At 68.0% G+C, this 20665-nt stretch carries 18 protein-coding genes and 1 tRNA gene; 2 read left to right on the top strand and 17 right to left on the bottom strand.

The features are described from left to right. Nucleotides 1-3: 3 nt before the first annotated feature. The 16 genes from U1703_RS08505 to U1703_RS08430 form a co-directional block, all read right to left on the bottom strand. Nucleotides 4-309: a hypothetical protein gene (locus U1703_RS08505; RefSeq protein ID WP_320453128.1), complete on the bottom strand. Its 306-nt coding sequence runs from the start codon at nucleotides 307-309 to the stop codon at nucleotides 4-6. After that, on the bottom strand, nucleotides 306-1319 hold the full coding sequence (locus U1703_RS08500; protein ID WP_320453129.1) for a chemotaxis protein CheB: 1014 nt from the start codon (nucleotides 1317-1319) through the stop codon (nucleotides 306-308). The genes U1703_RS08505 and U1703_RS08500 overlap by 4 nt, the downstream gene beginning before the upstream one ends. Before the next feature lie 80 nt (nucleotides 1320-1399). Continuing rightward, entirely contained in the window at nucleotides 1400-1843 is a 444-nt protein-coding gene (locus U1703_RS08495) for a chemotaxis protein CheW (protein WP_320453130.1), read from the bottom strand. A gap of 22 nt (nucleotides 1844-1865) precedes the next feature. Further along, entirely contained in the window at nucleotides 1866-2243 is a 378-nt protein-coding gene (locus U1703_RS08490) for a response regulator (RefSeq protein ID WP_320453131.1), read from the bottom strand. A 29-nt stretch (nucleotides 2244-2272) separates the two neighbouring features. After that, nucleotides 2273-2863, bottom strand: a complete 591-nt coding sequence (locus U1703_RS08485; protein ID WP_320453189.1) for a chemotaxis protein CheD — start codon at nucleotides 2861-2863, stop codon at nucleotides 2273-2275. Then, nucleotides 2860-3876 (bottom strand): protein-glutamate methylesterase/protein-glutamine glutaminase, encoded by a 1017-nt coding sequence (locus U1703_RS08480; RefSeq protein ID WP_332785340.1) that lies wholly within the window; start codon nucleotides 3874-3876, stop codon nucleotides 2860-2862. The genes U1703_RS08485 and U1703_RS08480 overlap by 4 nt, the downstream gene beginning before the upstream one ends. Then, nucleotides 3876-4757 carry a CheR family methyltransferase gene (locus U1703_RS08475; protein WP_320453133.1) on the bottom strand — a complete coding sequence of 294 codons (882 nt, stop codon included), beginning with the start codon at nucleotides 4755-4757 and terminating at the stop codon, nucleotides 3876-3878. Before U1703_RS08475 ends, U1703_RS08480 begins: the two co-directional genes overlap by 1 nt. Further along, a complete protein-coding gene (locus U1703_RS08470) occupies nucleotides 4754-6955 on the bottom strand; it encodes a chemotaxis protein CheA (RefSeq protein WP_332785339.1) in 2202 nt (733 codons plus the stop codon). The genes U1703_RS08475 and U1703_RS08470 overlap by 4 nt, the downstream gene beginning before the upstream one ends. A 13-nt stretch (nucleotides 6956-6968) precedes the next feature. After that, nucleotides 6969-7238 carry an STAS domain-containing protein gene (locus U1703_RS08465; protein ID WP_320453135.1) on the bottom strand — a complete coding sequence of 90 codons (270 nt, stop codon included), beginning with the start codon at nucleotides 7236-7238 and terminating at the stop codon, nucleotides 6969-6971. An 85-nt stretch (nucleotides 7239-7323) separates the two neighbouring features. Further along, nucleotides 7324-8766, bottom strand: coding sequence for a methyl-accepting chemotaxis protein (locus U1703_RS08460; protein WP_320453136.1), 1443 nt, complete (start codon nucleotides 8764-8766; stop codon nucleotides 7324-7326). A 175-nt stretch (nucleotides 8767-8941) separates the two neighbouring features. Beyond that, the gene (gene gloA, locus U1703_RS08455; RefSeq protein WP_332785338.1) at nucleotides 8942-9454 is read right to left on the bottom strand and encodes a lactoylglutathione lyase; all 513 of its coding nucleotides are present in this window, start codon (nucleotides 9452-9454) and stop codon (nucleotides 8942-8944) included. Nucleotides 9455-9530: 76 nt separating this feature from the next. Further along, complete coding sequence (locus U1703_RS08450; protein ID WP_320453138.1) at nucleotides 9531-9956, bottom strand: organic hydroperoxide resistance protein; 426 nt, start codon at nucleotides 9954-9956, stop codon at nucleotides 9531-9533. 117 nt (nucleotides 9957-10073) lie between these two features. Then, a complete protein-coding gene (locus U1703_RS08445) occupies nucleotides 10074-11462 on the bottom strand; it encodes an efflux transporter outer membrane subunit (protein ID WP_320453139.1) in 1389 nt (462 codons plus the stop codon). After that, on the bottom strand, nucleotides 11459-12643 hold the full coding sequence (locus U1703_RS08440; RefSeq protein ID WP_332785337.1) for an HlyD family secretion protein: 1185 nt from the start codon (nucleotides 12641-12643) through the stop codon (nucleotides 11459-11461). Before U1703_RS08440 ends, U1703_RS08445 begins: the two co-directional genes overlap by 4 nt. Beyond that, the gene (locus tag U1703_RS08435; RefSeq protein ID WP_332785336.1) at nucleotides 12640-14289 is read right to left on the bottom strand and encodes an MFS transporter; all 1650 of its coding nucleotides are present in this window, start codon (nucleotides 14287-14289) and stop codon (nucleotides 12640-12642) included. The genes U1703_RS08440 and U1703_RS08435 overlap by 4 nt, the downstream gene beginning before the upstream one ends. A 104-nt stretch (nucleotides 14290-14393) precedes the next feature. Further along, a complete protein-coding gene (locus U1703_RS08430) occupies nucleotides 14394-16919 on the bottom strand; it encodes a PAS domain-containing hybrid sensor histidine kinase/response regulator (protein WP_332785335.1) in 2526 nt (841 codons plus the stop codon). A 296-nt stretch (nucleotides 16920-17215) separates the two neighbouring features. Here U1703_RS08430 and acs point away from each other — a divergent pair, with 296 nt between their 5' ends. Next, nucleotides 17216-19168 (top strand): acetate--CoA ligase, encoded by a 1953-nt coding sequence (gene acs / locus U1703_RS08425; protein WP_332785334.1) that lies wholly within the window; start codon nucleotides 17216-17218, stop codon nucleotides 19166-19168. 141 nt (nucleotides 19169-19309) lie between these two features. Here acs and U1703_RS08420 read toward each other — a convergent pair whose 3' ends face one another. Beyond that, a complete protein-coding gene (locus U1703_RS08420) occupies nucleotides 19310-20176 on the bottom strand; it encodes a peptidylprolyl isomerase (RefSeq protein WP_332785333.1) in 867 nt (288 codons plus the stop codon). A gap of 96 nt (nucleotides 20177-20272) precedes the next feature. Between U1703_RS08420 and U1703_RS08415 the strand changes: the two genes are divergently transcribed. Then, nucleotides 20273-20363: transfer RNA gene (locus U1703_RS08415), tRNA-Ser, on the top strand. The last annotated feature ends 302 nt before the right edge of the window (nucleotides 20364-20665 follow it).

Genomic DNA, 20665 nt, shown 5'->3' with positions numbered 1-20665 from the left:
CGGTCAGGCCGCCTGGGCGATGCGGTGGCGCAGGCGCTGGGCCAGCGTCTCCAGCGTAACCCCATCGATCCGCCGCGCGACGGGCGCGTCGGATCGCAGGATGTCGGCGATCGCCAGCTGGGTCTGGGTGATCCGGTCGACCGACTGGATGCTGACCATATGGCGGCGCAGCGTGTCGGCATCGCTGCCCAGTTCAAAGGCCATGTCGGCCAGCGCGCGGGTCAATTCGACCAGCTCGTCGGCCAGCGCCAGCGCCAGAGCGCCGTCCAGGACGGTCTCCGGCGCATCATTGCCCGCGCCCGGGGTCATTTGCTGCACAGCTTCATGACGTTGGCGGCGATCGCGTCGCGCGCCACCGGCTGCGACACCGCGCCCTTGGACAGGGTGAAATCGGTCCCGGTACGGCCGATGGCATAGGCACCACCCGCCAGCATCGCCCGCAGACCCGCCGATCCGTCCTCGTCGTCCAGTGCGACCAGCACGCCCAGCGCGTTGCTGCCAGCCGCCTTGGCGACCGAGGCGAACAGGAGCGAGATGGACGGCCGCTCGCCCGATACCGGTTCGCGCGGGAGCAGCCGGATCGTGCCCTCGGGCCAGCGGTCGATGACCATATGCGTCTCGCCCTGCGGCGCGAAATAGATGGTGCCCTGCTCGACCTTCATGCCGTCGGTCGCCTCGACGACCTTGGGGGCGACCTGCTCGCGCAGCTTCTCGACCATCGGGGTCAGCAGCCCGGCGGTCATCTGCTGCACGACCAGCGTCGGCGGGCAGTTGTCGGGGAAGCTCTGGAACAGCTCGAACAGCGCCGGGGTGTTGGCGGCGTCCGCGCCGATCGCCAGGACGCGACCGTTCCAGTTCATCGGCGACGGCGGTGCCGATTTCGCATGGCGCAGCGTGCTTGCCGTGGTCCGCTTCAGGTCGGCGTTGCGCGCCGACTTGATGCGCTTGCCCAGCTTGCCGATGATCGCGTCGAGTTCCGCCTGCACCGCCACCTTGGGCTTGGGGAAACAGTCGATCGCGCCCAGCCGCAGGGCCTCGATCGATTCCGCCGCGCCCGCCGCCGTGCGGGTCGAGAACATGATGACCGGCATGGGCCGCGATTCCATGATCTCGGCCAGATATTCCAGGCCGCTCATGCCCGGCATCTCGACGTCCAGCGTCATGACTTCGGGCCGATATTTATCGACCATCTGGCGTGCCTCGGCCGCGCCGTCCGCTGCGCCGACCACCGTCACGCCCTTGATCCGCTCCAGCGCACCCGAGATGAGCACCCGCATCGTCAGCGAGTCGTCGACCACCAGAACCTTTACGTCGGCCATTACGCATTACCTTCCAAGACGGATACGCCGTCACGTCGCAGAGCGAGACTTCGCGGCAGGAGAGAAGAGGGAGAAGGGGATCAGGCCGCCTCGGCCGTCACGCCCACGCTGTCGGTCAGCCGGTCGAGCGCCAGGATGAGGATCAGGCGCTGTTCGATCGTCGCCAGCCCTTCCAGATAATGGGCCGCGGTCGCGTCGCCCATGTCGGGCAGCGGCTGCATCGATTCGGGCGGGATGGTCACGATGTCGTTGACCGCATCGACGATCAGGCCCTGGAGCTGGTCGCCGATCCGCACCACGATGATGACGTGGCGCGCGCTGGGATCGGTGACGCCCCAACCCAGCCGATGGCGCAGGTCGAGGACGGGCAGCACCACGCCGCGCAGGTTCACGACGCCGCGCACATAGGCGGGCACGTTGGGCAGCGGGGTGGCGGGCGACCAGGCGCGGATTTCGCGAATGGCCATGATGTCGACGCCCAGTATCTGGTCGCCGAGCTGGAAGGTGATGAGCTGACGGGACATGTCGGTTCCTCGGGCGTGGGGATCAGTGCAGCACGCGGCGAATGGCCGCGGCAAGCTTTTCCGGGTTGAAGGGCTTCACGATCCAGCCGGTCGCCCCGGCCTCGCGCGCGCGCGCCTTCTTCTCGTCGGAGCTTTCGGTGGTCAGCACCAGGATCGGCAGGTTGCGATGCCCCGGCTGGCGGCGCAACGCCTCGATCAGGCCGAACCCGTCCATGCGCGGCATGTTGATGTCGGTAATGACCAGGTCGGGGGCGGTGGCGGGCGTCACGCCGTCCAGCGTATCGAGCGCATGGATGCCGTCTTCGGCCTCGATCACCTGATACCCCATATCGGTCAGCGCGGCGCGCAGAAGCATTCGCATGCTGGGCGAATCGTCCACGGTCATGATGGTCTGGGACACGAAGGGGCCTTTCGACAGAATCTGGGTCATTAGAAGAACTCCACGTCGCCGGTTGCGGCGGGTGGCGGGGTGGGGCGGGCGACGCGTGGCGGCGGGGCCAGCGCGTCGGTGACATGGCGGCACCGGGCAAGGCCCAGCGCCGGACGGAACTCGACGCGGCGCGCACTGACCCCGCCGACATCCTCACCGACCAGCGCGATTCGCTCGTCCGCCAGGAAGCGGCGCGCGAATTGCGCATTGGCGGTGCCGATGTCGCGGAACCCGTCACGCATCATCGCACCGCCGAACAGCCTGGCTTTCAGGCTGTGCCGCTGTGCGCCGAGCGCCATCATCGCGTTGATCAGAACTTCCATCGCATACACACCATAGCGCTGCATGGATTTAGGATCCGTTTCACCCATGCCCGGTTCGGCGAGCAAAAAGTGATTCAGTCCACCGACGCCCGCGATCGGATCGTAGAGGCAGGCCGAGATGCAACTGCCCAGGACGGTGGTCAGGACGATCTCCTTGTCCTGGCTGACGCGGGTCTCTCCCTGGATCACCGCGACCCGGCGCAGGCCGTCGCGTTGCGCCAGGTTCGTGATCGGGCGCGCGGTGGCGAGGGGCGGGACCGCGATCATGCGCGGCACCGGTCGATCAGCGCGGGCCCGATGCGGGTCAGCGTCAACTGGCGCGCGACCGCGCCGATTTCCTGCGCGACGCCCGGCATGCCGTAGACCACGCAACTCTCCTTGTCCTGGCCGATGGTGAAGCCGCCCTGGCCGCGCATGGCCAGCAGCCCCTGCGCACCGTCCCGGCCCATGCCGGTCAGGATCGCGCCGACGGCATGGGGACCGGCGACCTTGGCGACGCTTTGGAACAGGCGGTCGACCGACGGGCGGTGGCCGCTGGTGGGATCGTCGGGGATCAGGCGCGCGCGATACTGGCCCTCGCTGCCGCCGATCTCCAGGTGATGGGTGCCGCCGGGCGCGAGATAGACATGGCCGGGCAGCAGCGGCTGGCCGTGCCGCGCCTCGGCCACGGTCGGCTGCGATAGCCGGTCGAGCCGCGCGGCGAAGCTGGTCGTGAAGGTCGCTGGCATGTGCTGGACGATGACGGTCGGCGGGCAATTGGCCGGAAAGCCGCTCAACACCTGGATCAGCGCCTCGACCCCGCCGGTGGATGCGCCGATCGCGATCAGCGATTTCGCGCGCGGCTCGAAATGCACGCTGGGCACCGGTGCCGCGGCGGGGGCATCGTTCAGGCGGATGCGACGGCTGCCCGCCGCAGCCTTCACGCTGGCGACCAGGTTGCGGTCGACGCATCCCGCCGCCGGTTTGGCGCAACATTCGACCGCGCCCAGCTCCAGCGCGCGGATCGTGGTGTCCGCCCCCGCCTGGGTCAGTGTCGACAGCATGACGACGGGCATCGGGCGCAACCGCATCACCCGTTCCAGGAAGTCGAGGCCGTTCATGTCGGGCATCTCGACGTCCAGCGTGATGACATCGGGGTCCAGCGCCTTGATCATCTCGCGCGCCTGGTGCGGGCCGTTGGCGGCGCCGACGACCTCGATATCGGGATCGCGGCTCAACATGCCCGCGATCAGTGCCCGCATGGTGGGGGAATCGTCGACGATCAGCGTTCGAATGGCCATCAGGAGACTTTCTGAAAAGCGGTGCGGCCTATGCAGCGGAACCGGTCGGCGACCTCGGTCGGAATACGTTCGGCATGGCCGATATAGATGATACCGCCCGCGACCATCTGGTCGGCGAAGCGGCCCATCAGCCGTGCCTTGGTGGCATCGTCGAAATAGATCATGACGTTGCGGCAGAAGATGACGTCGAACGGCCGCTTCATCGGCCACCCGCGCAGCAGGTTCAGCTCGCGAAAGGCGATCGGCGCGCGCAACGCGGGATGCAGTTCCTCCTGCTCGCCGACACGGCGGCACCAGGCGCTGCGCATCGCCGCGGGCATCGCGCGCGTCGTGTCCAGCGCATAGCGTCCCGCACGCGCGGTCGCGATGACGCTGGGCGACAGGTCGGTCGCCAGCAGGCGGAAATCCTGGCTTGCCAGCTTTTCGGCGGCGCGCGGGTCCTGGCCCGCGATCGTCATCATCAGCGAATAGGGTTCCTCACCGCTGGAGCAGGCGGCGGACCAGATCCGCACCCGCCCGCCACCGGCCAGCCGCTGGCGAAATTCCGGCCACAGGCTGTCGCGGAAATGTTCGAAATGGTGGTTTTCACGGAAGAACGAGGTGTGGTTGGTGGTCAGCGCGTCAACCGCGCGGGCGCGTTCCTCGGCATCGCTTTCGACCAGCGCCAGATAGGTGGGAAAGTCGTTCAGCCCGCAGGCGCGCAGACGCCGGGCCAGCCGCCCATAGATCAGCTTGGCCTTGCTCTCGGGCAGCAGGATGCCCGATTCGGCATAGATCAGGTCGGCGATCGCGCGGTGGTCGGCCGCCGAGAAGGCGAACTCCATCTCGCGGTCGGGCGTCGGCGCGCCACCGCGACCGGTCAGGGCGGCAAGCGCGCTCATGCGGCGAGGTTTTCGAGGAAGGCCGCCGCGCCCGAGCCACGCCCGTCACGCCGCCAGCGGCCGATCAGCGCGTCGACATCGAGGATCAGCGCGACCCGACCGTCACCCAGGATGGTCGCACCGGCCAGGCCATGGATGGCGCGGTAATTGGCCTCCAGGCTCTTCACCACGACCTGGCGCTGGTCCTGGATCGAATCGACCATCAGCACCGCCTGGCCCTGGTCGCTTTCGACCACGATCAGCACGGCCTTTTCGGGCTGGGCGATCGCACCGGTCACGCCCAGCTGCTCGCCGACGCGGTGGACGGGGACATAGGTGCCGCGCACGTCGAGCAGCGGCGACTGGCCGCCGACGACATGCACCTCGTCGATGCCGGGGCGCAGGCTCTCGACGATATGGGTCAGCGGAATGACGAAGGTCTGGTCGCCGACGGTCACGATCATGCCGTCGAGCACGGCCAGCGTCAGCGGCAGGCTCAGCGAGAAGCTCGACCCCTTGCCCAGTTCGGACTGGATGCCGATGCGGCCGCCCAGCGCCTGGATGTTCTTGCGCACCACGTCCATGCCCACGCCGCGGCCCGAGATGTTGGAGACGACGGCGGCGGTCGAGAAGCCGGGGGCGAAGATCAGATTGTCGATCTCTTCCTCGGACAGCGGCGCGTCGGGCGCGATGATGCCGCGCTCGATCGCCTTGGCCTTGACCCGCGCGCGGTCGATGCCGCGTCCGTCATCCGCCACGGTGATGACGATTCGGCCCGACTGGTGCGCGGCCGAGAGGGTGACGACACCTTCGCCGTCCTTGCCCGCCGCCTTGCGATCGGCCGGGGTTTCCAGGCCATGGTCGACAGCGTTGCGGATCAGGTGGGTCAGCGGCTCGCCGATACGCTCGACCACGGTCTTGTCGACCTCGGTCATCTCGCCCTCGACTTCCAGGCGGACGCGCTTGCCGGTCTCGACCTCCAGCTCGCGGATGATGCGCGGCACGCGGCTGAACACTGTCTTCATCGGCTGGGCGCGGATCGCCATGGTCGAATCCTGCAGCTCGCGCGTCAGGTGGTCGAGGTCGGACAGCTCGGGGATCGAGCCCATCTCGTTTTCGGACAGGCGCTGCGCCAGCATCGCCTGGGTGATGACCAGCTCGCCGACCAGGTTGACCAGGCGATCCAGCTTGTCGAGGTCGACGCGGATCGTCTGGGTGGCGGCGACGCGCGGGCCACCGGCGGTTTCGGCCACTGCGGCAGCGGCGGGTGCCGCAGCCGGAGCCGGAACCGGAACCGGAACCGGTGCAGCAGGTGTGGGGGCGGGCGCGGGTGTGATGACGGGCGTGGGCGCGGCGACGATGACCGGCGCGGCTTCGACCACGGGGGCGATGACGACGGGCTCGGGCTCGGCCTCGACCGGTACGACCGGCGTGGCGTCGGCGCGGGTGACGGTCAGGCGGCAATGCGGATCGGCAAAGTCGAAGACCGCCCGGATATCCTCTTCGTCCGTCGTGCCGGGCAGCGCCATGGTGAAGCCCAGATAGGAGCGTTCGGCATCCAGCCCGTCGAGCAGCGGCAGCGCGGACAGGTCGGCGCCCAGCGTCCGGCCGCCCATGCGAACCAGTTCGCGCAGCGCCAGCATGGGCTCGGCCCCGTGGTCGAAGGCGCGCGGACCGGGATGGATGGTGACGATCCACTCGGCGATCACCGGTTCGGCCGGGGCGGCGAACTCCGGCTCCTCGAGCATCGCGAACAGCGAGTCGAAATCGTCGAGTGCCGGGGCGGCATCGGCCACCGGCTCGGCGGCGTCATCGTCCAGATCGGCAGGGCCCGAGCCGATATCGCCATTGGCGGCCGCCTCCAGCCGATCGAGCATCGGCTGGTCGGCGGGCAGCGCGCCCTCGCCCCGCGCGGCGGCGACATGGTCGGACAGCGTGTCATAGGCCGCGACGATCAGGTCGATCAGCGCGGGCCCCAGCGGCAGCGTGCCGTTGCGGATCAGGTCGAGGACGGTTTCGTAATGGTGCGAGAAATGCTGGAGCCGTTCATGCCCGAACGCCCCGGCGCCGCCCTTGATCGAATGGACCGCGCGGAACACGGTGTTGATCGTCTCGTCGTCCTGTCGCCCGCGCCGCAGGTCGTCAAAGGCGGTTTCCAGTGCGCCGAGACCTTCCTCGCACTCCTGGAAGAAAATCTGCTGGATTTCGTCGAGGTTCATCGGGTCGGCCCCTTCAGGCGGCTGCGACGAGGCTGTCGAGCCCCGCCAGCGCGATCATCGAAGCCAGCGGCTCGGATGGGTGGTGCAGTTCGAAATCGGCGCGGACCGACGCGGCCATGGCCTGCGCGCTGGCCAGCACCTGGAGACAGGCCTGGCCCGCCTGCGCCACCTGCGACCCGTCGACCGACACGGCATCGCCCGATGCGATCAGGTCGAGCAGCGCCTGGCGCAGCGGCGCGGCGGCGGCGGTGTCGAGCACGGGGGCGAGGGACAGGGTCGACATGGTCGGGCTCCGGACGGGCTGGCGGGAACGGGAAACGGAAAGGCGGATGCGTCGAAAGGGGCGGGGATAGACCCCGCCCGGTGGGTCAGAATTCGGTCCAGTCGTCGCCGTTCACCGCCAGGGCAGTATTGCCCGACGACGAGGGTACGGCGCGCGCGGTCTGGGCGATGCGGCGCCCGGCGGCGGCGGCGCGCTGCTGCAACTGATGGACGGGCTGGGCGGAAGGCTGGGGGGCCACGAAGCGGTCCTCCGGCTGGTTGTTGATGCGGAAGCGGGCGATCTCGCGCGCCAGGCCGTCGGCCTCGACCGCCAGCGAGCGGGCAGCGGCGGTCGCCTGCTCGACCATCGCGGCGTTCTGCTGGGTCACGCCGTCCATCGCGGAGACTGCGGTGTTGACCTCCTGAAGCCCGATCGCCTGCTTTTCGGCCGAGCTGGCGATGGTTTCGACCAGCGTGCTGATCTCGGTGATCTGGCCGATGATCCGCTCCAGCGCCTTGCCGGTCTCGCTGACCAGGCCGACGCCCGATTCGACCTGTTCGGAGCTGGCGAGGATGCGCGACTTGACGTCCTTGGCGGCGTCGGCCGAGCGCTGCGCCAGGGCGCGCACTTCGGAGGCGACGACCGCGAAGCCCTTGCCCGCGTCCCCGGCGCGTGCCGCCTCGACACCGGCGTTCAGTGCCAGGAGGTTGGTCTGGAAGGCGATGCCGTCGATGACGCTGATAATCTCGGAAATCTCGCTGGAGGCGCGTTCGATTCCGGCCATGGCGGTGACGGCGCGGCGCACGACCTCGCCCGACTGCTGCGCCTCGATCCGGGCATCGGCGACGGCGCGGTTGGCGCGGTTGGCCCCCTCGGCGGTCTGGCGGACGGTCGAGGTGATCTCGTCCATCGCGGCCGAGGTTTCCTCCAGGCTGGCGGCCTGCTGCTCGGTGCGCTGCGACAGGTCGTCCGACGCCTGGCGGATGTCGTTGGCACCTGCGTTGATGCCATGCGTGGCGACGGTCACCGAGCCCATGGCACGGGCCAGCGAATCGGTCGCGCGGTTGAAGTCGGTGCGCAGCTTGTCATAGTTTGCCGGGAATGGCGCATGGATGGTTTCGGTCAGGTTACCGTCCGCCAATTCGCTCAGGCCCCGGCCCAGCGCTTCGACGACGATCTCCTGCGCTTTTGCCGCTTCCTGGACCTTGGCGGCGTTGCTCTGGAACACCTTTATGGCCTTGGCCATGCGGCCGATACAGTCGCGATAATCGGTGTAGAGGACGTCCTGCCTGACGTCGCCCGCCGCCAGGGCCTCCATCGCCACGACGCTGCCGACATACGGATCGCAGATCAGCTTGCGACTGACGCGCATGATGACGAACGACAGCACCAGGACGGCGGCGGCGGCGATGACCGGCGGGGTCAGGACCAGGCCACCGCTCGCCATCATGGTCGCGCCCAGGCCGATGGCCGCGAGACCGGTGTAGACGATCGTCAGAACGTCGAATTTCAGACGAATGGGGGCCGTCTTGGCAAACCAGGACAACATAACGGCGGACCTCTCCAACAACCGGCTTGCGAGCGGGAGCGCTCGGTGCGGACGGAAGATGGGGGAGATTCGCCCCGTCCTCCGGTGTGAGTGACCATTATGGACAGGACGAGTAAATATCCGGTTTCCATATGGACCACGCCCGGAGAAGGGGCAGTTATGCGTCGTTTCTGAATTATCGTGCGGTGGTCAGGCTTTGCGTCATTCCCGAGGCGGAAAGGATTTCGATCCAGTATCCGTCGGGATCGATGATGAAGGCGATGTCCTTCATCTTGCCGTCCTGCGGCCGCTTCTTGAAGGTTACGCCCAGCAAATCGAATCGTGCGCACGCCTCGGCGACATCGGCCACGCTGATGCCGATATGGCCAAAGCCGCGCGGATCGGCATTGCCATCATGATAACCCTGGAAATCGGGGTCCGACTCGGTGCCCCAATTATGGGTCAGCTCCAGCGTCGTCTCGCGGTCGAAGATGAAATGCGCGCGTTCGACCGGATCCTCGGGGATCGATTCGCCATCCGCCAGATAGGCGAGGAAATAGAGCGAGAAGCGCATCTCCTCGAAATCCAGCTTTTGGAGCAGCGTCATGCCCAGCACGTCCTGGTAAAAGGCGAGCGAGGGCTTCGGATCGCGGATGCGCAGCATCGTCTGGTTGAGGGCAAAGCTTTCGGTGCCGGTCGGGCGGGTCATCATCGGGTCCTTTGGAAAGACAAAGCCCTCCGCCGGGCGAGCGGGCGGAGGGCTTCGGAAAGGGTGGCGTCGGGGCTCAGGCGAGCGTCAGTCCGACATCCACATTGCCGCGGGTCGCGTTGGAATAGGGGCAGACCTGATGCGCAGCGTGCATCAGCTTCTCGCCCTCGGCACGATCGACGCCGGGCAGGTCGACCAGCAGGTCGACGGTGATGCCATAACCGCCTTCCTCACGCGGGCCGAAGCCGACTTCGGCGGTGACGGTGGCGTCCTGCGGCACACGCACGCCTTCCTTGCCCGAAACCGCCTTCATCGCGCCTAGGAAGCAGGCCGAGTAACCGGCGGCGAACAGCTTTTCCGGGTTGGCACCTTCGCCGCCCGGACCGCCCATTTCCTTCGGCACGACCAGCTTGACGTCGACCGAGCCATCCTCGCTACGCGCCGCACCGTCACGACCGCCGGTTGCCGTAGCCTTCGTCTTGTAGATTACGTTCACGCCCATATCGGCTCTCCCATTGCTCATTCGGTTCGCAGGGGTCAGCGCGCCAAGGCCGCTGGCGTTCCATGACCCGTATCGCTCACTGAAAGCGATTGCGGCCATCGTCCCCGGGCGTGCGACCTATCGCGCGGTGGCGCGGATCGCGTCCGCCGACCAGCCGCCGCCCATCGCCTGATACAGGGTGATATAGGCGGTCAGCTGATTGGCCTGCGCCTCGGCCAGCGCCAGTTCGGCGTTGAGCAGCCCGCGCTGCGCGTCGAGCTGGTCGATATAGCCCGAATAGCCCGCGCGGTAGCGGTTGGAGGCGATGCGCAGGCCATCCGCCTGCGCCGCGCGCTGCCCGGCCAGCGCCACCGCCTGCTCGCCCGATCGCCGGACCGAGGCCAGGCTGTCGTCCACCTCGCGAAACGCGGTCAGCGCGGTGCGGCGATAGGCATAGGCGGCCTGGTCGCGCCGCGCCGCACCGGCATCGGCCTGTGCGCGCAGGCGGCCCGCATCGAAGATCGGGGCCAGCACGCTGCCGCCGATCGAAAAGACGGTGATTGGATTCTGGAGCGCGCTGGACAGCACCACGCCCGCCGTGCCGGTCAGCCCCAGGCTGGGCAGCATCGCCGCCCGCGCACTGTCGAGCGAGCGGTCGGCGGCGACCAGCGCCTGTTCGGCCTGGAACAGGTCGGGGCGGCGGCGCAGCAGGTCGGCGGGCAGACCGTCGGGAATGGCGGGGCGGACCAGCCGGTCGATGGCCAGGCCGCGCGGGATGGGCCCCGGCGTGCCGCCGATCAGGACGCTCAGCGCATTCTCCTGTCGCGTGACGGCCAGCCGTGCGGCGGCGACGAGCTGTTCGGTGGCGCGATATTCACCCTGCGCCTGCCGCAATTCCAGATTGGAGGTATAACCCGTCTCGGCCCGGCGCCGCGCGATGCGCAGCGCATCGTCACGCGCGGCCAGCGTCTCCTCGGCGATGTGCAGCCGGTGGTCGAGCGCGCGCAGCGTCACATAGCCGCTGGCGACCCCGGCCGCGAGCGCCAGCCGAACGGTATCGCGCGCGGCCTCGGTTGCCAGCAACTGCGCGCGTGCGGCCTCGCGGGCGTTGCGCAAGCGGCCGAACAGGTCGAAATCATAACTGGCCTGGACCAGCGGCTGCGCGCCCAGCTGGTCCAACCCGGTGCCGAAGGCGGTGACGCTGCGCCCCTCGGACAGCGGCAGGCCCGCCGAGACATTGGGCGACAGCTGCGCGCGGGCGAGCCGTTCCTGGGCCCGCGCCTCCTCGACACGCGCCGCCGCACTGCCCAGATCCGGGCTGTCGGCCAGCGCGCGGGTGACGAGCGCGGTCAGCTGCGGGTCGCCGAACGCCTGCCACCAATCGGCCGCGATCGGGCTGCCGGGGCCCAGGCTGGTGCGCCAGGCGGGCGGCGGCACGACGGCGCTGGCGGCCGGGGCGGCGGGACGCGGGCCGATACACCCGGCCAGCAGCAGCGCGGCGGCAAGAGGCAGGGCCGTCGCCTTCATCGCACGGTCGGCCCGCCCGAGGTGTCCACGCTGGCCTGGACCGACATGCCGGGGCGCAGCCGCTGGCTGAGCGGCTGGCCCGCATCGACGCGGATGCGCACGGCGATGCGCTGCGGCACCTTGGTGAAGTTGCCGGTGGCGTTGTCCGACTTCAAGACCGCGAACTCGGACCCGGCGGCGGGTGAGATCCGCTCGACATGCCCCTTCAGCCGGGCATTGCTCAAGCCGTCGACGGTGAAGCTGGCGGGCTGGCCCACCGCCATGCGCGCGGTCTGCGCCTCCTTGAAATTGGCGATGACCCAGGTTTCGGGCGGCACCAGGAACATCAGTTGCGATCCCGCCGTGACATATTGGCCCAGCCGCACGCCGACTTCGGACAGGCGGCCGTTTTCCGGAGCGCGGACGATGGTGTTGGCCAGGTCGATCTGGGCCAGTTTCTGCGCGGCCTCGGCCCCCGACACGCCGGCCTGCTGACCGCCGCGCCCAACCTGGACGGTGCGGACATCCTGTCGGGCGATCTCGCGCGCGGCCTGGGCCTGGCGCAACTGCGCCTGCGCCTGGCGTAGCGCGGCCAGCGTCTGGTCGCGTTCGCGCAAGGATACCGATCCGTCGGTGACGAGGTCGTTGACCCGCGCCATGTCGGCGCGCGCGCGCATCAACTGCGCCTCGGCATTGGCGACGGCGGCATCCTGGGCGGCGAGGCTGGCGGTGCGCGACGCCTGGGTCTGGCGGCTGTTGGCGAGGGTGGCGGCCTGCGCCTCGACCTGCGCGGTCGCCTGGTCCACCCGCTGGCGATAGATGCGGTCGTCGATCTTCACCAGCGGCTGGCCGGCGCGGACCGTCTCGAAATCCTTCACCGTGACGGCGGTGACATAGCCGCTGACCTGCGGCGCGATCACGGTGGTGCGGCCACGAACATAGGCGTTGTCGGTCGACTGTATCGCGCTGGAAAAGGGCGGCAGCCGCCAGGCGGCCAGCACCGCCGCGATGCCGCCGATCACGAGCAGCGCGATCAACGCGCGTGATCGCCATCCACCAGATGGCGGCCGCCAGCCCGAGGCTATGGCAGGCGGCGCCGCTGGGGTCGGGCCGGTTGCGGGGCCGGGCGGGGGAACGCCCGCCTCGGCGGCGGCGGCCTCGGTCATCGGGGTGGGGGATACGGGCGAACGGGTGTCGGTCATGGCTTGGCCTCGGCCGCACGGGCGCGGCGTGCGCGCCGCCAGGTCAGCAGCGCGAGGAACAGGGTGACGGCGGCCGCCAGGGCGGCGACCAGTCGGAATACGTCGTTATAGGCCCGGATATTTGCCTCGCGCGTGGCGGTCTGCGACAGGAGCGCGGCACCCTCCGCGCGGGCAAGCGTCGGGTCGCCGACCACGCCCGACACCCGCGCACCGCCCGCCGCGATCCGTTGCGTCACCTGCGGGTCGGTGGGGTCGATATTCTGCACGATGGCGGCGCTATGCGCCTTTTCGCGGATCGTCTGATAGGTGCCGAGCAAGGCTGTCCCGCCCAGGCTACCCACCGAATTGAGCATTCCGAACAGCGCGATGAAGCTGATGACGTGGCCCGCCCCCTGTTGCAGGGCGCGGGTCATGCCGAACAGCAGCGACGGGCCCAGGAAGAAGGTCGTCGAAAAGGCGATCACCGCTTGCGTCGCATACAGCTCGGGCGCGCGGGTCAGGTTGGTCGAGAAGCTGTCGGCATAGGCGGCGATGGCGACCAGCCCGATCGCATACATGACCGGGTGGGTCAGCCGCGTCACGTCCAGCGTCACCGCGCTGGCGACGACCCCGGCGACCGAGGCGATGAAGGCGATGGTGAACAGCGTCCCGAACTGGTCGTTGTTCTGGCCCAGCGTGGTGAGCAGGCCGACGGCACCGAAATTCTGTTCGGAAAAGACGATGCGCGCCATGATCGTGACGATCGCGAAGCGCACGATATCCATCGACCCCAGCCAGCGCGTGTTGAGCAGCGGATTGGCCCGGTGATGCTCGATCCACAGCGCGGCGGCGAGCAGCGGAATGGCAATGACCAGTGCCCAGCCGATCCACGCGGCCTGCGTCCACCAGACCAGCCGCCCCTGGCCCAGCACCGCGCAGAACAGCCCGATGGCGGGTGCGTAGAGCGCGAAGGTCAGGAAATCGAGCGGCTCGAACGCCTTCTGCCTCTGGGTCGGCGGCAGGCGCAGCGCGATGATCGAGGCCAGGCTGATCGCCGCCAGCCCGAATTCGAACAAATAGAGTGTTCGCCACTGCGACATGGCGAGCAGGTCGGGCGAGAACAGCCGGGCGAGCGGTGTCGCGCATTGCGGCACCCCGATGCCCAGCACGATCGCCTTCAGCCGCCACTTCGCGGGCAGCGCCTGCATCATGTAATACATGCCCAGCGACGACAGCGCCGCCGCCGCCATGCCGCTGGCCGCGCGCACCGCGATCGCCGTCGAAAAGTCGCGCACGAACAGATGGGCAAAGGCCAGGATCGTATAGAGGCCCGAAAACACCAGCGCGAAGGGGCGCAGGCCGAATTGCTGGCGGAACTTGATGAGCAGCAGGTTGATCGACGCGTTGGTCATCACATAGGCGATCGGCAGCCACGCGATCTCTGTGGGGTCGAGCCCCAATGCGCCCTGAAGCTGGATCGTGTTGACCTGGACCAGCGCATTGCCCAGCCCGCCGGTCAGCCCGATCAGGACCGCGATGACGCCATAGGCCAGCCGCCGCCGTCCGGGATGGTCGAAATTGCCGGGCGATCCCGGAATGGTCGGCTTCTCATGGGGAGCGAAGGACCATTCCTCCTCGCTCCAGAAATGCCGAAACCGCGATGCCATCCCCGTCCTTTCGTCCCCCCGCGCCAAACGCGCAAGAGGATGAATCGGGTGTGGAATAATCCATGACACCCGGTTGCAGCGCCCCCGTCCCGCCCGGCAAAGCCTTACCCGTCGAGCATCGCCCGGATACGCGCGGCCAGGTCGGCGAAGTCAAACGGCTTGGTGATCAGCGCCACGCCCGCGTCCAGCCGTCCGCCATGCACGATCACGTCGCGGGCATAGCCGGTGGTGAACAGCACCTTCAATTCGGGGTGGAGCGCCCGCGCCGCCGAGGCCAGGTCCGCGCCGGTCATGCCGCCCGGCAGGACCACGTCGGAGAAGAGCAGCGCGATTTCGCTGGCGCCCGGCGACTCGAGCAGGGCGAGCGCGGTCGCGCCGTCCTCCGCCTCCAGCACGTCATAGCCCAGTTCGCGCAGCGCCTCGGTCGAATAGGCGCGGACATCGGCATCGTCCTCGACCACCAGGATCGTCTCGGACCCGTGGGTCGGTCGCGACACCGGGGCGACGGTCTCGATCGGCGGGGCGACGCCATCGAAGCGCGGCAGGAACAGGGTGACGCAGGTGCCCTCGCCGGGCTTGGATTCGATCTGAACCTGTCCGCCCGACTGCTTGGCGAAGCCGTACACCATCGACAGGCCCAGGCCCGTGCCCTTGCCCACTTCCTTGGTGGTGAAGAACGGCTCGAACACGCGGCCCAGCGTCGCGCGGTCCATGCCGGTGCCGGTGTCGCTGACGTCGATCGCGACATAATCGCCCGGATCGGTGGGATAGGGCACCGGCCCCGCCGCCATCGTCGCCAGTCCGTCGAGCGTGGCGTTGCGCATCGTGATCGCCAGCGTGCCGCCATGCGGCATCGCATCGCGCGCATTGACCGCCAGATTCAGGATCGCGCTTTCCAGCTGGTTGGGATCGGCCTCGACCATCCACAGGCCGGGCGCGCTCGCGACGGTCAGGTTGACCTGTTCGCCCAGCGTCCGGGTCAACAGGTCGGACAGCCCGTCGACCAGCCGCTGCGTATCGACCGATTGCGGGGCCAGCGGCTGGCGCCGCGAAAAGGCGAGCAGCCGCTGGGTCAGCGTCGCGGCGCGCTTGGCCCCGGTCATCGCATTGGTCGCGGCCCGCCGGGCGCGCGGATGCTCGTCGGTGGGCAGCAGCCGGTCGAGCATTTCCAGATTGCCGACCACCACCTGGAGGAGATTGTTGAAGTCGTGCGCGATGCCGCCGGTCAGCTGGCCCACCGCCTCCATCTTCTGGCTCTGACGCAGCTGCGCTTCCATGTCGTGCAGCCGTTCCTGCTGCGCAAGCCGCTCCGAGACGTCGGTCGCGAACTGGTACGCACCGATCGGCGTCCCCTCCGCCGAGACCAGCGGGCTGAAGCGCAGCTCGTAATGGTGCCGCTCCCCCGCCGGATCGTCGAGCGCCTGGATGACCGCGAACTCCTCGCCCGCCAGCGCGCGCGTCCAGTAATCGCGCATCACCGACAGGATTTCGGGCCGCCCGGCCATCGCCTCGACCTTGTGCTGGCCGATCTGTGGACGGATGCCGAACAGCCGTTCGAAATCCTCGGCGGCGGCGCGGTTGATCGCCAGATAGCGGTGGTCGAATCCCAATACCTGGACCAGCGTGCCGGTCGAATCGATGATGTCGGCGAACAGCTTGCGCTCGGCCAGCGCCTCCATCACCCGGCGCTCCAGCACCGCGTTGATGTCGCGCAACGCCGCCTCGGCGCGGCGGCGCTCGTCGATGTCGACGACCGATCCGATCATGCCCAGGAAGGTGCCGTCATCGTCGAAGCGCGGAATGGCGGTGACCATCACCCAATGATAGCCGCCCTCTACCTGGGCCAGCCGATACTCGATCTGGAACGGGCGCTGGTCGGCCATGGCATCGCGAAATGCCCGCTCGGCCATGTCGCGGTCGTCGGCGTGCAGCATCGCGGCCCAGCCGAAATGCAGCCCTTCGCCGACAGGCTGCCCGGTCTGCAACGTCCAAGTGCGGTTGATATAGGTGCAGCGCCCCCCGGTATCGGTCACCCACATGACGATCGGCGCATGGTCGGCGACGTTGCGGAACCGCGCCTCGCTCTCGCGTGCGGCGGACAGGGCGTTTTCGCGATCCTGCCGGTCGCGCATCCGCGCGCTGCTGTCGATCACCGTTGCCATGATGCCCGAGGGGTGGCCGTGCTCGTCGGCGATCGGCGTATAGTCCAGGTCCAGCCAGTGCTGTTCGGTCGCGCCCCCTTGTCCCAGCAGCATCGCCTGGTCGCGAAACGCCAGCGTGCGCCCGCCCAGGCCCGCGGCGATCACCTCGGCGTTGAAGGCCGCCACCTCCGGCCAGCATTCGACCAGCGGACAGCCCAGGATCGCCGGGTGCCGGTCGCCCGAAAAGGCGGCGTAACCGGCATTGTAGATCAGGATGCCCTCCGGCCCCCATATCGTCGCCATCGGGATCGAGGATGCCAGGACGATCCCGATCGCGGTCAGACGGCTCTGCGGCCAGTCCGAAATCGGCCCGAGCGGGGTGGCCGACCAGTCGAAACCCGCGATCAACCGTCCCATCTCGCCGCTTCGCGCCAGAACAGCGGCGAAACCGGCTGGTATGTCGGTCGGGCCGTGGGCAGTCGCGGTCATGCTCGTTCCGTCCCCCCCTTCGAAACCTGACGATAAGCCGCTGTAGCGTTGCTTGGGCACGAGGAATAGAGGGGGTGATCCATATCTTGCCCCAGGTGGATCAGATTGTCGGGCCTCCCCCGCGTCGTCTTGATGCCGCCGCGCCGACATTGTGAATATCGGTCGTCAACGCGGTGACATTTTGCCGTGCCAGGTTGACGCCCCGCCCGACCCGGGAAGCACTTTGTCATGGAGCCGATAGGCAGGTGCCATGTTGGACTGCTAAGGATCAGGCAAAAGACAGGAGAGAGATCGACATGAGCGCCCATGTTCACCCCGTTCCCGAATGGGCCGATAGCGCGTCCATGGATGCGCAAGGTTATGCACGCGCCTATGAAGCGGCGAAGGCCGACCCCGATGGATTCTGGCGCGAGGAGGCGCAGCGGCTCGACTGGATCACGCCCTTCACCACCGTGAAGGACACCAGCTTCGACGAGGCGGATTTCCGCATCAACTGGTTCGCCGACGGCCAGTTGAACGTCGCCGCGAACTGCATCGACCGGCATCTGGAAACGCGCGGCGACCAGGTCGCGATCCTGTGGGAAGGCGATGCGCCCGGCACCGATCGCCGCATCACCTATCGCGAACTGCACGAGCAGGTTTGTCGCCTGGCCAATGCGATGAAGGGGCTGGGCGTCGCGAAGGGCGACCGCGTCACCCTGTATCTGCCGATGATCCCCGAGGCGGCCTTCGCCATGCTGGCCTGCGCGCGGATCGGCGCGATCCATTCGATCGTGTTCGGCGGCTTTTCACCCGAGAGCCTGGCCAACCGCATCGTCGATTGCGATTCGCGTATCGTCATCACCGCCGATGGCGGCTGTCGCGGCGGCAAGGCGGTGCCGCTGAAAGCCAATGTCGACGCCGCGCTGGAGCATGACGGCGTGGCGGTCGACCATGTCGTCGTCGTCCGCCACAGCGGCGTCGACGTGACGATGAAGGACGGTCGCGACCAATGGTATGGCGATCTGGTCGATGCCGCCGACTCCGACTGCGCGCCCGAGCTGATGGGGGCGGAGGACCCACTGTTCATCCTCTATACCAGCGGATCGACCGGCAAGCCCAAGGGCGTTCTGCACACCAGCGGCGGTTACCTGCTCTGGGCGTCCTATACCCATCAGCATGTGTTCGATTACCGGGAGGGTGAAATCTTCTGGTGTGCCGCGGATGTGGGCTGGGTCACGGGGCACAGCTATGTCGTCTACGGCGCGCTGGCCAATGGCGCGACGACCCTGATGTATGAGGGCGTGCCGAATTACCCGGACCATAGCCGCTTCTGGCAGATCGTCGACAAGTACAAGGTCGCGACCTTCTATGCCGCGCCGACGGCCCTGCGCGCGCTGATGCGCGAGGGCGACGAATGGGTGAAAAAGACCGACCGTTCCAGCTTGCGCGTGCTGGGTTCGGTCGGTGAGCCGATCAATCCCGAAGCCTGGGAATGGTATTACAAGGTGGTGGGCGAGGGGCGCTGCCCGATCGTCGACACCTGGTGGCAGACCGAAACCGGCGGCCACATGATCGCTCCGATTCCCGGTGCGGTGGCGCTGAAGCCCGGCTCGGCGACGTTGCCGCTGCCAGGCGTGCTGCCGCAGATCGTCGATGCCGAGGGCAAGGTGCTGGACGGCGCGGTGGAGGGCAACCTCGTCATCGCCGATAGCTGGCCGGGGCAGATGCGTACCGTCTGGGGCGATCATGACCGCTTCTTCCAGACCTACTTCACCACCTATCCGGGGAAATACTTCACCGGCGACGGATGTCGCCGCGATGAGGACGGCTATTACTGGATCACCGGCCGGGTCGATGACGTCATCAACGTGTCGGGCCACCGGATGGGCACCGCCGAGGTCGAATCTGCGCTGGTCGCCCATGCGAAGGTCGCCGAGGCCGCCGTGGTCGGCATGCCGCATGACGTGAAGGGGCAGGGCATCTATGCCTTCGTCACGACGAACGCGGGTGTCGAGGAGGACGAGGGCTTGCGTAGCGAGCTGATCCAGTGGGTCCGTCGCGAGATCGGACCGATCGCCACGCCCGACGCGTTGCAGTTCGCGCCGGGCCTGCCCAAGACCCGCTCGGGCAAGATCATGCGTCGCATCCTGCGCAAGATCGCCGAGAATCAGGTCGATGCGCTGGGGGATACCTCGACGCTGGCCGATCCGGCGGTGGTGGATCACCTGGTTGCCAACCGGATCGAGCCGGGGAAAAAGGCGGCGTAACCGGGACGGGGCCGCTGGTTATCCGGCGGCCCCCTATTCCCTTGGTCTTCGACGTCGCTCAGGCTGAACGGAGCTTGGTATGATGGGCCTTACTCCCTCGCTCCGTTCAGCCTGAGCGAAGTCGAAGGCCACGCTAAACCCTCAAGGCGCCTTGCGGACCGGCGGCAAGGCCGCACAGATATCCACGCCCCCCGCAGGCACGGTGAAGAAGTCGTTCCTGCGATTCTCCCGCGCCTTGATCCACGCGGCAAAGCGCGGGGATACCGTCTCGCGATACTGGTAACGCGGACGCTGCCCGGCCGGGATTTCGCTCGCCAACCGTGCGGAGACGATGGCCAGCCGCTGCCCTTCGTCCTTGTAGAAACCCAGGTCGCCGGTGCCGCGCGGCAGGGTGGACAGCGCGTCCATGCCGTCGACGATCCGCCCGGCCACCGCGATATTGCGGTCCAGCGCGCGCGGGGACTGGCCGATGATCGTGTAAAGTTCGGCCCCGGTGCCGGTGCTGGGCGCCAGGTCGCGCGCGACGCCGACCATGCCGTAGCAATGCGGCATCCACTCGCGCGTGCCGTTGCCCGCCAGTGGCCAGCCATCGCGGCTATACCCCGCCCAGGTCGCGTAAGGGTCGGGCTTGCTCAACCGCGCGACCGCGCTGCTGCCCGGGCGGTCATATTCGGCCGGGGGATTGGCGACGATGCCGGTCGGCAGCGGCTTCTTCTCGGTCGCATCGCCCCATTGCGCGACGTAATTCTCCTGCACGCGGTACACGCTGGTCCCCTGATCCCACCAATGCGCCCGCGCCAGCGCACGGATGTTGGCGACATGCACCGGGGCCTGCCCGGCCGCCAACCGCATCGTCACCGTCCGTCCGTTGGACAGGGTGAAGACCAGGATCTCGTCATCGGGCACCGCGATCCAGTCGCCGGGCAGGGGATCGCCAGCTTGTACAGGCGGAGCGGGGGCGGGCGAGGCCTGCGCAAGAAGCGCGGCCAGCAGAAGCGCGATCGTCATGGGGGCCAAGACTGCCCCAGCCCGGCGTCCCACGCAATCGCTTGCGCGAGGCCGCGAAGCGCATTAGGGGCGCGTGTTCCAGGCATGGACTCATGCGGAGCGGTGGCCGAGTGGTCGAAGGCGCTCGCCTGGAAAGTGAGTATACGGCAAAACCGTATCGAGGGTTCGAATCCCTCCCGCTCCGCCATTTATTCTCCGTAAGTTATTGTTTTTGCTCAGAAAATGTCTGAGCGTCGGCGGCAGGCCCCACATTCGTACCCACGTCGTGGTTCGGGTGGCCGATGCCAGAAGGGTAACACCCTTTTTTGCGCCTAGTTTTCTCTCTTACTCAGATAGTGGGCGCTCGGCTCCGCAGATATTTTTGGCCGTTTTCTAGAGCGGTTTTCGATCAGTCTGCATCATATCCGCACGCGGCGAAGTAGTTGGCACATTCCTGTGGTGAGTAGAGGTCGAGGATGCGGCCGATGGCGTTCCATAGGCCATGGATGG

The organism is Sphingomonas flavida, assembly GCF_036663655.1.
In the GTDB taxonomy this organism is placed as follows: domain Bacteria; phylum Pseudomonadota; class Alphaproteobacteria; order Sphingomonadales; family Sphingomonadaceae; genus Sphingomonas.
Note: the sequence above shows the minus strand (reverse complement) of the source record. Positions and strands in the feature narration are given on the sequence as shown.

Excerpts from the sequence above, each read along its gene's own strand:
- U1703_RS08460 (WP_320453136.1), bottom strand. The coding sequence starts at position 8,766 with ATGTTGTCCTGGTTTGCCAAGACGGCCCCCATTCGTCTGAAATTCGAC.
- U1703_RS08430 (WP_332785335.1), bottom strand. The coding sequence starts at position 16,919 with ATGACCGCGACTGCCCACGGCCCGACCGACATACCAGCCGGTTTCGCC.
- U1703_RS08450 (WP_320453138.1), bottom strand. The coding sequence starts at position 9,956 with ATGGGCGTGAACGTAATCTACAAGACGAAGGCTACGGCAACCGGCGGT.
- U1703_RS08420 (WP_332785333.1), bottom strand. The coding sequence starts at position 20,176 with ATGACGATCGCGCTTCTGCTGGCCGCGCTTCTTGCGCAGGCCTCGCCC.
- U1703_RS08495 (WP_320453130.1), bottom strand. The coding sequence starts at position 1,843 with ATGTCCCGTCAGCTCATCACCTTCCAGCTCGGCGACCAGATACTGGGC.
- acs (WP_332785334.1), top strand. The coding sequence starts at position 17,216 with ATGAGCGCCCATGTTCACCCCGTTCCCGAATGGGCCGATAGCGCGTCC.
- U1703_RS08435 (WP_332785336.1), bottom strand. The coding sequence starts at position 14,289 with ATGGCATCGCGGTTTCGGCATTTCTGGAGCGAGGAGGAATGGTCCTTC.
- U1703_RS08445 (WP_320453139.1), bottom strand. The coding sequence starts at position 11,462 with ATGAAGGCGACGGCCCTGCCTCTTGCCGCCGCGCTGCTGCTGGCCGGG.
- U1703_RS08500 (WP_320453129.1), bottom strand. The coding sequence starts at position 1,319 with ATGGCCGACGTAAAGGTTCTGGTGGTCGACGACTCGCTGACGATGCGG.
- gloA (WP_332785338.1), bottom strand. The coding sequence starts at position 9,454 with ATGACCCGCCCGACCGGCACCGAAAGCTTTGCCCTCAACCAGACGATG.
- U1703_RS08485 (WP_320453189.1), bottom strand. The coding sequence starts at position 2,863 with ATGATCGCGGTCCCGCCCCTCGCCACCGCGCGCCCGATCACGAACCTG.
- U1703_RS08480 (WP_332785340.1), bottom strand. The coding sequence starts at position 3,876 with ATGGCCATTCGAACGCTGATCGTCGACGATTCCCCCACCATGCGGGCA.
- U1703_RS08465 (WP_320453135.1), bottom strand. The coding sequence starts at position 7,238 with ATGTCGACCCTGTCCCTCGCCCCCGTGCTCGACACCGCCGCCGCCGCG.
- U1703_RS08505 (WP_320453128.1), bottom strand. The coding sequence starts at position 309 with ATGACCCCGGGCGCGGGCAATGATGCGCCGGAGACCGTCCTGGACGGC.
- U1703_RS08470 (WP_332785339.1), bottom strand. The coding sequence starts at position 6,955 with ATGAACCTCGACGAAATCCAGCAGATTTTCTTCCAGGAGTGCGAGGAA.
- U1703_RS08440 (WP_332785337.1), bottom strand. The coding sequence starts at position 12,643 with ATGACCGACACCCGTTCGCCCGTATCCCCCACCCCGATGACCGAGGCC.
- U1703_RS08475 (WP_320453133.1), bottom strand. The coding sequence starts at position 4,757 with ATGAGCGCGCTTGCCGCCCTGACCGGTCGCGGTGGCGCGCCGACGCCC.